Below are 11,428 nucleotides of genomic sequence, written 5' to 3'. Positions count from 1 at the left end.
GCGCCGCGCCGCGCGCGCCGCAGGCCGCACACGGTTTCGGCCAGCTCGCTGCGGCCCGCGCCCATCAGGCCGGATATGCCCAGGATTTCGCCCCGGCGCAGCGTGAACGAAATGCCGTGGACATTGGCGCCATCGGCGATGTCCTCCACTTCCAGCAGGACCTCGGCAGGCGTATCGTCAGCCGCTTGCCGGGGCGGGTAATAGTTGCCCAGGTCGCGTCCGACCATGCAGCGCACCAGCGCGTCCGGAGAGAGCGCCGCAATCTCGCCGCTGTGCACGTCGCGGCCGTCACGCAGCACGGTGACGCGGTCACTGTGCTCGAAGATCTCGGCCATGCGATGGCTGATGTAGACAATGCCGATGCCTTGAGCTTTCAGGTCGTGCAACACGCGGAACAGCGCCACGGACTCGACTTCGGTCAGCGCGGCCGTGGGTTCGTCCAGGATCAGCACCTTGCAGTCCAGCGTCAAGGCGCGGGCGATCTCGACGAGTTGCTGGCTGGATATGCCCAGCGCATCCACGCGCAAGCCCGGATCGATGTCCTGGCCCAGCCGCCGCAGCACGCCCGCGGCGCGCTCGTTCAGGCTGGCATAGTCCATCCAGGCCTGCGCGCCGGCGCTGATCGCGGGCATGAAAATGTTTTCGGCCACGGTCGCATCGCCGCACAGCGCGATTTCCTGGTGGACCAGGCCGATGCCCAGGCGCATGGCGTGGGCCGGCCCGTTGATGACGACGCGCTCGCCTTCCAGGTAAATGGCGCCGCTGTCCGGCTGATGAATGCCGTCGATGATCTTCATCAAGGTCGACTTGCCGGCGCCGTTCTCGCCGCACAAGGCATGGATTTCGCCCCGGCGCAGCGTGAAACGCACGTCGGCCAGGGCCTTGGACGCGCCGAACTGCTTGCTGATGCCCTGCAGTTCCAGCAGCGGTGCGGGCGCGTTCATTCGTTGATGCCCTTGGTGCCGCGACGCGCCAGGTACTTGTCCCAATAAAAGTCGTCGGCGTTTGCCTTGCTGACGATGGACAGGCCGTTGTCCAGGAACGGCACCGCCATGGGATTGGTGCCGTTGCGCTTGGCGTCGTTCATCGGGTCGATCAGTTGCTGGTTGCGGGCCAGGAACAGCAGCATCATCCCCATGTAGCCCTGCACGCCCTGGTTCGGATTGACGGAACCAAAGACCTCGCCGGACTTGATCATGTCCAGGATCTTGGCGTTCACGTCGCAGCACAAGACCTTGATGTTCTTCTTGGTTTCGATGGATGCCTGTGCCGCGCCCAGCGCCGAATTGGCTTCGGGCATGAACAGGGCGCCCAGGCCGGGGTTGGCCTGCGCCAGGCTCAGCGTGGCCTGGTAGGCCTTGTTCGGGTCCTGGTTGCTGGCCGCGCGGCCCACCAGCTTCATCCCGGGATGCTGGGTCTTCATGCGGTTGATGAAGGCGGCGACGCGGCGGTCATGGTTGTCCTGGCCGGGATTTTCCAGCACCGCGTATTCGCCCTTGCCGTTGAGCGCGGCGGCGATGGCGTCGGCGGCCTGCGCGCCTTCGCGGTCGTTGTCGGACGTGACAAAGGACACACGCTTGGAATTGGGGGAATCGGCCGCGAAGGTCACCACCGGGATGCCCATGGCCGCGGCGCGGTTGATGGGCTCGATGAAGGGGTCGGGATTCATGGGGTGCAGCAGGATGCCGGCTGGCTTGCGCGCCAGCTCCTGCTCGAACGAGGCCAGCTGCTTGTTGACGTCATATTCGGGCGTGCCCGAATAACGAGTCCGCACGCCGAGCGAATGGCCCAGCTGCTTCATCATTTCGTAGACAGGAAACCAGTACTCCACCCCGGACACCATCACGTTCATCACGTAGACGTCGTTCGCGTTGCCGCGCAGCCCGGGGGCCTGCGGGGTGTTCTGCGCAAAGGCGTTGGCGCTCGCCAGGCTGGCGCCCGCCGCCGCCACGGTCTTCAAGAAATCTCGTCTCATGTTCCGCTCCTTTTTTTCGCAAAGATCCAAGAACCCTGGAGCCCTCGGTGCCTGTTGTTCAACCTGTCTCGGTCGAATCGTTGTTATGACATCGACGAACTATATTGCAGCCTAAATTTTTAGATTACTAGGGGAAACACTGCTATCCTGCGGAAAATTTCTGTAGACAATGTTATGACATGAAAACAGACATCTACCTGGGCATAGACATGGGCTCCACGGGCTTGAAGGCGGTTGCCTTCGAGGCCGGGAGCGGCGCCACATTGGCCGCGTCGGGCGGCGTGCTGCCCTACCGGCAGTTGGCGCAAGGCGGTTGCGAGTTGTCCGCGGACGCCATCGAGGCGGCGCTGGCGCTGGCCTTGCAAGGCGTGGCGACCCAGCTGGGCCCGCGCGTGGCGGACGTGCGCGCGCTCTGCTGCACGGGCCATGGCGCAGGCTTGTATGCGCTGGATGTGAGCGGCCAATTGCTGGACGGCCGCGCGGTGGCGTCGACCGACCAGCGCGCCGCCGCCCGCGCCCGAACACTGGGCTGCCGCATGGGGGACGCGCTGTACGACGAAGTGGGGTGCCGGCCGTGGTCCGGGCAGTCGTCGCTGATCGCGGCGGAGCTTTTCAACGCGAACGCCGGCCAGCTCCATCGCATTCGCCACCTGCTGTTCGCCAAGGACTATCTAGGGTTCCTGTTGACCGGCGAGATCGCCACGGACGCCAGCGACGCCAGTACCGCGGGCCTGCTATCGCTCAAGTCCGGGGCCTGGTCCACGATGGCCTTCGAGGCCGCCGGCCTGTCTGGCCTGGCGTCCACGGCGCTGGCGCCCATCGCGCCCAGCGGGACCGTGATCGGCCGGCTGCGGCCGGCCCGGGCGGCCGCCTTCGGTTTGCCCTCCGGCCTGCCCGTGGCACTGGGCGCGATCGACCTGCTCGCATCACTGAAGGCAGTGAACGCGGAGCGCCAAGGCCATGCCGTGGCCGTGCTCGGCACCTGGTGCGTGAATGCCGTGGTGGCGCCAACTCGCGAGCCGAAACCGGAAGTGGGCGCCATCGTCAGCTTCGGCGAGCCGGGCCGCAGGCTCTACCTGGAAAACAGCCCGTCGTCGATGGCGAACGTGGCTTGGCTGGCGCGCACCTTGCAGTTCCCGGATGCGGCCGCGGCGGTGATGTGCGCGATGGAGGTGCCCTTGGGCGCCGACGGCCTGCGCTTTTTGCCGTTCATCAATGGCGGGAGCTGGCCAGCCGGAGCCTGCGCGGGCTATGTCGGCCTGCAAGGACATCACACCCGCGCGCACATGGCTCGCGCCGTGATCGACGCCGTGGTGGCGCTGCATGCATGGCATCTGAAACGCCTGGCGGCGCTCGGGCTGGGCGTGCCAGGCAGGGTCGCCGCCCTGGGCGGCGGCGCTCGGGATTTGCGGTTGGCGCGTCTGCTGGCGGGCTTTCTGGGCCATGCCGTGGAGCGCTGCGGCAACGACGAAACCGGCGCGCGTGGCGCCGCCTTGTATGCCGCACTATCGCAAAACCCTGGCAGCGATGGCTTGCTGCCCGCCCCCTGCGAAGCGGTCGAACCGCTAGCCGCCGAGGCGCGGGCGCATGCCGATTTCTACGCCGGCTTCCACGGCTTGGTGGACAGCATGGCTCCCGCCTTCGGCCATCTTGCGGGATCGGCCCGATGACCCCGCGCACACCGCCCTTCGCGCGTCCGGCCTCGTTGGCGGGCCGTCATTTTTCGGCGGTGATCGTCGGCGCGGGCATCAACGGCGCTGGCGTATTCCGCGATCTGTCCTTGCAAGGCGTGGACTGCCTGATCGTGGACAAGGACGATGTGGCTGCCGGCGCCAGCAGCGCGCCGTCGCGCATGATCCACGGCGGCTTGCGCTACCTGGAAAGCGGCGCATTTTCCCTGGTGGCGGAAGCCACGCGCGAACGCAATCTGCTGCTGCGCAACGCGGCGCATCTGGTGCATCCGCTGGAAACCGTGGTGCCGCTATCCAGCCGCTTCGGCGGCTTGTGGGGCAGCATGTTGCGCTTTGCCGGCCTGAGCGCCTCGCCCGGCGCGCGGGGACTGTGCGTGGTGGGGCTGGGCCTGCGTCTCTACGACCGGCTGGGCCGCAGCCAGCGCGTCATGCCGGAACATCGCATCGAGCGCGTGCCAGCGGCGGACGGCGCGCTGTTCGGCGCGGACGTGCGCTGGACGGCCACTTACTACGATGCCTGGATACGGCATCCGGAATGGCTGGTGCTGGAGCTGATCGACGATGCGCATCGCGGCCATCCAGCCTCGGTCGCGTCGAACTATTGCAGCGTGACGGCATGCCAGGGCCGCGCCATTACGCTGCGCGACGCGCTGACCGGAGAATCCGTGCAAGTGACCGCCGACACGGTGGTCAACGCGACGGGCGCCTGGCTGGACCGCGCGGCCGGCGCGCTGCAAGGCGCCGGCTCACGCGTCATGGGCACCAAAGGGTCGCACCTGATCCTGGACCATCCCGCGCTGCGCTCGGCGCTTCAAGGCCGCATGGCTTACTTCGAGGCCTCCGACGGCCGGGTCTGCATCGTGTACCCGTTCCTGGACCGGGTGCTGGTGGGCTCCACCGACATACCGGTGGATGATCCGGACCTCGCCGCAACCGAGCCGGCGGAGATCGACTACCTGCTCGGCGTTTTGCGCGAGGTGTTTCCTCGCCTGGATTTCAGCCGCAATGACGTGGTCTACACTTATGTGGGAGTCCGGCCGCTGGCCCAGTCGGATGCCGACAAGCCTGGACAGATATCGCGCGATCACGCGGTGGTGATCGACCCGCCCAACGCACGGCGCGAGGTGCCCATGGTGTGCCTGGTGGGCGGAAAATGGACCACCTTCCGTTCGCTGGCACAGCTGGCGGCCGACGCGGTGCTGCTGCAACTGGGCCGCTCGCGGCGGCAGTCAACCGAGCAGGTGGCGATCGGCGGCGGGGCGGACATGCCCGCCGATGCTGCGGGGCGGCAACGCTTTCTGGACAGCCTTCAGGCTGCCACCGGGCTGGACCGCGGGCGCGTCACCGAACTGTTCATGCGCTATGGTTCACGGGCCGGCGCCGTGGCGGCGGATTTCGCGGCTGCGGGCGATCAGCCCTTGCGCCATGCACCGAATTATTCGGCCGCCGAGATCCGCTATCTCTGCCGCGTAACGGCCGTGCAGCACCTGACCGACCTGGTGATACGGCGCACCTTGCTGGCCATCCGCGGCCAGGTCACCCCGGCGCTGCTGGCTGAATTGGCCGATATCACCGCGGCCGAGCTGGGCTGGAGCGCCGAGCGGCGGCAGACCGAGTTACGAGCCTGCACCGCCACGCTGCGGGACCGGCATTGTGTTCAACTTCCTCCGGACGAGGCGCCCTGGGCAAAGTCCGCCGATTCCGCCCTGGCCGCAAGTTCGACTTCCAACTCTTTGACGACATGAGCAGCCCCATCTCCACCGAAGCCATATTGGACCGCAGCGCCGGCGCCCCGCTCTGGGCGCAGTTCCGCGACGTGGTGCGCGGCAAGATCCTGCAAGGCGAACTGGCCGTGGGCGACAAGCTGCCGACCGAGGCGGAGTTCGGCGAGCAATATGGCATTTCGCGCATCGTCGTGCGCGAGGCGCTGGCGGACCTGGTCCGCAACGGCCTGATCTACAAGATACGCGGCCAGGGCGCTTTCGTATCGGCGCGCGAGCGCGACGAGGACTTCGTTTCCACCGTACTGGGCTTCTCGGACGAGATGGAACGCAAGGGCCGCACGGTGCGCACGCAGGTGCTGCTACAGGAACTGCGTGCGCCCACGGCGCACGAGGCCAGTTCGTTGGGGCTGACCGAAGACGGCCAGGTCGTGGCGCTCAAGCGGCTGCGCAGCGTCGACGGCGAATTGCAATTGCTGGTGGAAACCGCCGTGCCCGCGGACCTGGTGCCGGGCCTGCACCGCACCCGCCTGGAAAACCGTTCGCTCTACGACGTGCTGCGCAGGCAGTACGGCCTGCGCATCGTGCGTGCGGAACGTTGGATAGACGCCGTGCTTCCGGACGCCGAGACCTGCGAATTGCTGGGGATGAAGGAACCCGAACCCTTGCTGCGCATCGAGTCGATCGCCTATGGCGCCAATGGACGTCCACTGGAACACTACCGCGCCTTGCACCGCTGCAAGTCCAGCCGCCTGCATGTGCAGACCACCACCTGACGCAGTAAGGCGCTTGCAGATTTGGCGATCGGGTGGGAAGGGTCAGGAATCCGCGGAAGAGACGCGCGGCAGCGCGTCATGCCGACTGCGTGTTGGGTGCGCCGTGAACACATGATTCACGTAACCCAGGAATGCTGTGGCGCGCCCGACAGGAATCGAATCTGTGCGGACGCAAATTAGCGCCAATTAGCGCGCAGAACGCATCATGAAGCATGCAAGATAGCCGCATTAAGTCGCACTAATTTGCGTGAATGGCCCCGCTTTTGGCCCCATCCCCGCTCGTGGCTGGCTACTAGTTTCTCCATCCCCCTCCCATGTTGAGGCCCCCTAGGAATGATCCATATGAGGTCAACGACCCTCGCGGGCGCACGCGTGCCTCGCCGCTTTGACGCGACATTTGAATACCCCTCCACCGCAAGGGCCGGGCGCCACGCCGCCCGACTGTGGTTTGAAGAACCGACGTCCCTCTCCCTGGCTCAGTTTCGAGATCATCACTTCCGCGATCACTGCCAGGGAAAGCAAGACTCCCCGAGCGAGCGAGCCGTCAGAAAGTCCGCGTTCCACCAGGCCTTTACGGAGGCCGTTGGCCACATCGTCGTTGAGGAGGGACGCTTCTATGCGCACGCTGCTTGAACGTCCGGTGAGTTTTCGTTTATCAGCGGAAAGCCATTCCAAGTACGAAGCGGCTGCGGCACAACTCGGCATGCGGTTGTCTCAGTACCTTCGCTTGCGTTTGGAAGTGGATGACTCTGTGTCCGAGCAGCTTTCGCAGCTGCGCCTGACGATGCTAGATGTTGCGCCGAACTCTGACGCCACCGCCCGCACCAATCCGGCGCTCGTGGAACTACTTCTGCTGGTACGCCGAGGCAGCAGTCCTGGTGAAGTGCGCGCCGTCCATCACGAGCTCGAGCGCCAAGGCTTAACGCCCTGGTCGCCAGAATCGGCGTAGTCACCGGCATCTACCGCGCCCTCGCGCACTCGAGGCGCTTCCCTCTACATCTCGGGCAGTCCTTGCCCCCCGGAGTCTTCCCCATGCACACCCCCGCCCTGGTGGCCGTCCTCGCGACGGCCTTCCTCCTTTCGGCCTGCGGTTTCGCCCCGCCCGCGCCGGCCCAACCGAAAGATACGCCCCGTGTGGCAATCAATCGCGTCGATCCTCGCCTGGTAGGCCCGGCCGCCCAGCCGGCAGCTTCGTCCGAGTCTCCCGGCGCTGCGGCAAACTCCATGCCGGCGTCCGATCTACCGGGTAATTCTGCCCCGCCCACTAAGACGCCAACCTCCCTTGCATCGGTCGCCGCAATACCAGTACCCGAAGCGCCGGGCAAGAGTGAATCCGCCCCAGGCCCGTCTCATGCCGGGGCCCCAGCCGAGCAAACAGCCAACGACCAGCCCGCCGCCATCAAAATTGCCGCCTCCCTCGTCGCTGGCCAAGAAATGCTGTCTTCCCTGCCGGCCGAATCGAGCGCCGCCGAAGCCATCCCGCAGGCAGACCCCGAGCCAGTCATCCTGAAGGAAATCTGGAAGATCAGCCCGGAAGACCGCACCGTGCGGCAGGCGCTGGCTCGATGGGCAGGCAAGGCCGGCTGGACTTTCGGCCCGGATCAATGGGAAGTGAACTTCGATCTTCCGATCCAGGCGCCGGCCGAATTCGAGGCCGCGAGCTTCCAGGAGGCAACCCAGGCCCTCTCCCAGGCGGTTGCCATGACCGAATCGCCCATCCGCCCGTGCTTTTACGGCAACCGCGTGCTGCGCGTGGTGCCCTTCACCCGAAGCTGCAATCGCTCCCCTGCCACGCAATCCTAGCCGTGGCATAGACCAGGAACCCCAATGACTGCATACCGCACTGTTGCGGCCGCGATCGCGCTTGCAGCGCTTGCCGGCTGCTCCGCACTCCAATCCACCGACCGAATCAATGCCCGCGCCGACAGCGAAGGCGCAACCCACACCCGAACGCTGGAATTGTTCAAGGACAGGGCCGGCGACACAGAACGGGCCAAGGGCCAGGTCGTCGATCTCCCATGGATTGCTGGCAAACCGCAGCCGTTGGCTCGCGACGTCACCTTGCCGCCTGCGTTGCGCGCCAATATCAACACCACTCTGCTCTTCGAAAGCAATGCCGCCGACCTAAAGACCCTGGCCGACCGAATCCAGATCGCGACGGGAATACTGACGCAGGTTTCCGGTGACGCTTTACTGCCGGCGGAGTACTTCCTTCCCCGCCTGGCCAGCGAACAAGGGACGGTCGCCGCTGCCACGCTCGGTGCATCCACGGCAGATACCCTTGTCCCAGCGCTGATCCCAGGCATCGCTGTTGACCGTATTGCCGGGCCGACCCTGCCCCAGGGCGTGGCGCGCACCAAGATGGCGCCGCTGCCCGCCGGCCAGGCCCCCCTTGCCTCGGTGCTGGATTCGATCTCGCTTCGTCTGGGGGTGTACTGGCGATACGACGAGAAGATCGGCGCAATCCGCTTTTATCGGACGGAAACGAAGAGCTATGTAGTCCGCGCTCCCACGCAGAACGCCGAAGAGAACCTGCAGCGGGACATGCGGTCCACCAACTCAACGCTCGCGGAGAAGTCGAGTACGACGTCCAAAGACGAGGCGAAGGACTTGGCGGCCGTGGTCAGCAAGGTGAGCCAGTTCCTCACCCGTGCCGGCGTCATCAAGTTCGCGGATGGCGCGTCTAACACCATCGTCGTGACGGATACGAAGGATGCCCAAGACCGCATCGCAGAGTTCCTTGAAGCCGAGAATCGTCAGATGACGCGGCGAGTTCGCCTGGTCTTCGAAGAAATTACGGTGCAACGTGATCGTCTGAACCAGGGTAGCGTCGACTGGAAGATCCTTTTCAATAGCCTGGGTCGCGACAACCAGGCGTCGGCGCTCGGCGTCGGTGCAATGCTGGACGCTGCGCAGGCTCCAGGCAGCATCGGTGCAACCGTTGGCAGCGGCCCCTTTGCAGGGTCCAACATCGCCCTTACCGCCCTGTCTCAGCTCGGGTCGATCATCAATCACAAGAGCGTGCCGATGCTCTTGCAGAACCGCCGACCGGGAAAGTACGACACGCGCAACACGTTCGAATACATCAAAAACCTGCAGCAGACGCAAAGTACATCCGACACCTCAGCGCCGACCGTCACCGTCACCCAGAACGAGAAGACCGTCGGCACATTCCTTACCGTGGTGCCGGACGCCCAGGACGACGGCCAGGTCTTGCTGACGATTGCCTACGACGACACCCGGCTCATTTCCCTGAAGAAGCAGCCGGTCGGATCCCGGGACGACCAATCGTTCGTACAGCAGGCCGACATTGGAGGCCAAGGACGGGTGCAGCAAGTCATGGTGCGCCCAGGCGAGCAAACAGTTATTGGCGGCTTTCAACAGGCAGCAGACACCTCCACCAGGCGGCGCCTCGACGATAACGCGCCCATGGTTGTCGGTGGCTCCGACGCATCACAGGAGCAGCAGGTGCTCACCGTCGTGCTCGTGACCGCCATACCAGAAGAAGGATTCTGATCGTGGCACTTCGCAAAAAAAGCGCCAGGAGGGTCACCTACCAGCTGGTGGCCATCCCTGGCAGTTCGAATCAGCTGGTGCTTGGAATCAGGTGGCAAACCGTCCTTGGGGAAGACCCCCAAAAGGAAGCCCTCAAGCTGGCACGCAAGGAACGGGCGACGCACTACGTCCAAAGTGACGCCCGCAGCCCTTCCGTGGGGCTACTGACTGCGAAGGGCAAGGAAAGTCGGGCGAAGACCCGCGCCAGTCTGTTCTCAGGCGCGGCAGCATTTGCCCAGCTGCATCGTCACGGCACCCACCTGGTGGCATTCACTCTGTCGGATGACACCGTATGGCTCGCCGTCGTGGCGGACGGGGTTGTACAGGCGGGCGGAGACACGATCTTCAGTGACCCGACCGCAGCGCAGGCGGGGATAGATGCAGCCATGGCGCGCCATCGCGACCTGCAGGTGCATAGCAACTACCTGCCAGCGGTCCGCCCGTTCTCACTGCAGCAGCTGACCGGCCACGCGAACACGCAATCTTCATTGCGGCGCGCCACCTTCAGCCTGACGATGGTGTCGCCTATTTGGTGGCTGGCAATTGCACTGATCCTCGGGTACGAGGCTTGGGACTACGGATCCAGTTGGTGGGCGGAGCGGGAAGCGCGAATCCAGCAGCAGCTCAAGGCGCAACAGCCCGAACTGGATGCTGCAGTCCTATGGAAGCAAGCGATCGCAGCTTGGGCAATGACGGCCAGGCCGATGGGCGAGACCGGGCTCACGATCCTGCTTCGCCAGATCGGCGCTGTACCCGTCGAACCCGGCCGCTGGCGATTAGCAGAAATTGATTGCCTGCCCAGGGCTGGGACCTGCACTGCGAAGTACCGGCGCACAGGACTTGCAGACAATCACACTCTATTCGCTGCGATTCCCTCTGCTGACTGGAGGGTCGTGCATACCGACCTAGACAGCGCACAAGGCACCTGGAGCATCCCGAAGGGACATTCACTGTCGGGACTGAAGCTGCAAGATCTTCCGACACAGACGAACGTCGTGCGGGACTGGGAACCCAGCTGGCAAGCGCTGCGCCCAGCCTTGCAAGATTTCACGTTATCGCCACCCGCCAAGGTACCGATCTCCGTACCCAACATAAAGCTTCCAAATGGTCTGGAGCAGCCCGTACCCATGCCCGCCGGCATGAAAGTGCCCGCAAGTCGCGCACTCGTCATCAATGCGCCGCTGCGCTCGCTACACGGCCTATCGCTACCCAGGACAACTGAAATCACGCAGTTGCAAGTGCGCTATGCGCCAGACACTTCGCCAGGCCTGGTTGCCAGCGCGTTCTCAGCCACATTGAGAGGAACCATATATGTCGAATCGCCGTAATCGCGCCCAATGGCGTGTGGCCGGGTCAGTCGCCTTGTGCCTGGCCTTCGCAATACCCGGCCAAGCCTGGACGCAGGTACCTGTGGTGGGCGTGCCCGCGACAACGATCCCCCAACCCGCCGTCCAGATGGTCCAGGAGTTGCTGGAGCAGGAGGCCGCTCGCGCTTTGGCCGAAGAAAAGCGCAAGTCGACCGCAGGGCCTTTGGGAGTAGCCCTTTCCTCCACTCCAGCAGGTGCGGCCGTCCCGCAAGCCGCTGACCCGTCTACGCCTGCGCCTGCTCCCGTGCCGCGGTTGCTCGCAATCACCGGCGTCGGGTCGCAACTCGGTGTGGCGGTCGACGTAGGAGGACGAAGAGCACAGTACCGAGCCGGTTCGGAAAAA

Annotated in this window: 9 protein-coding genes; 7 read left to right on the top strand and 2 right to left on the bottom strand. The window is 65.0% G+C overall.

Annotation, left to right across the window (positions count from 1 at the left end):
- Together WBB14_RS33175 and WBB14_RS33170 are read right to left on the bottom strand one after the other, a co-directional pair.
- A partial coding sequence (locus tag WBB14_RS33175; RefSeq protein ID WP_424243507.1) for a sugar ABC transporter ATP-binding protein occupies positions 1–944 on the bottom strand: 944 nt, incomplete at its 3' end.
- Positions 941–1,975 carry a substrate-binding domain-containing protein gene (locus WBB14_RS33170; RefSeq protein WP_424243506.1) on the bottom strand — a complete coding sequence of 345 codons (1,035 nt, stop codon included), beginning with the start codon at positions 1,973–1,975 and terminating at the stop codon, positions 941–943. The genes WBB14_RS33170 and WBB14_RS33175, both read right to left, overlap by 4 nt.
- Positions 1,976–2,154: 179 nt before the next feature.
- Between WBB14_RS33170 and WBB14_RS33165 the strand changes: the two genes are divergently transcribed.
- The 7 genes from WBB14_RS33165 to WBB14_RS33135 all read left to right on the top strand — a co-directional run bounded on the left by WBB14_RS33165 (position 2,155) and on the right by WBB14_RS33135 (position 11,046).
- Positions 2,155–3,645 carry an FGGY family carbohydrate kinase gene (locus WBB14_RS33165; RefSeq protein WP_424243505.1) on the top strand — a complete coding sequence of 497 codons (1,491 nt, stop codon included), beginning with the start codon at positions 2,155–2,157 and terminating at the stop codon, positions 3,643–3,645.
- Complete coding sequence (locus WBB14_RS33160; RefSeq protein WP_424243504.1) at positions 3,642–5,411, top strand: glycerol-3-phosphate dehydrogenase/oxidase; 1,770 nt, start codon at positions 3,642–3,644, stop codon at positions 5,409–5,411. The genes WBB14_RS33165 and WBB14_RS33160 overlap by 4 nt, the downstream gene beginning before the upstream one ends.
- The gene (locus WBB14_RS33155) at positions 5,408–6,163 is read left to right on the top strand and encodes a GntR family transcriptional regulator (RefSeq protein ID WP_424243503.1); all 756 of its coding nucleotides are present in this window, start codon (positions 5,408–5,410) and stop codon (positions 6,161–6,163) included. The genes WBB14_RS33160 and WBB14_RS33155 overlap by 4 nt, the downstream gene beginning before the upstream one ends.
- A 616-nt stretch (positions 6,164–6,779) precedes the next feature.
- A complete protein-coding gene (locus WBB14_RS33150; RefSeq protein WP_252978954.1) occupies positions 6,780–7,112 on the top strand; it encodes a hypothetical protein in 333 nt (110 codons plus the stop codon).
- 83 nt (positions 7,113–7,195) lie between these two features.
- Entirely contained in the window at positions 7,196–7,966 is a 771-nt protein-coding gene (locus WBB14_RS33145) for a toxin co-regulated pilus biosynthesis Q family protein (protein WP_088138154.1), read from the top strand.
- A gap of 24 nt (positions 7,967–7,990) precedes the next feature.
- Positions 7,991–9,679, top strand: a complete 1,689-nt coding sequence (locus tag WBB14_RS33140; RefSeq protein WP_088138155.1) for a type II secretion system protein GspD — start codon at positions 7,991–7,993, stop codon at positions 9,677–9,679.
- A gap of 2 nt (positions 9,680–9,681) precedes the next feature.
- Positions 9,682–11,046 (top strand): type 4b pilus protein PilO2, encoded by a 1,365-nt coding sequence (locus WBB14_RS33135; protein WP_179215011.1) that lies wholly within the window; start codon positions 9,682–9,684, stop codon positions 11,044–11,046.
- Positions 11,047–11,428 lie beyond the last annotated feature (382 nt).

It is taken from the genome of Achromobacter sp. (assembly GCF_049647645.1).
Taxonomy (GTDB): Bacteria; Pseudomonadota; Gammaproteobacteria; order Burkholderiales; family Burkholderiaceae_B; genus Achromobacter.
Note: the sequence above shows the minus strand (reverse complement) of the source record. Positions and strands in the feature narration are given on the sequence as shown.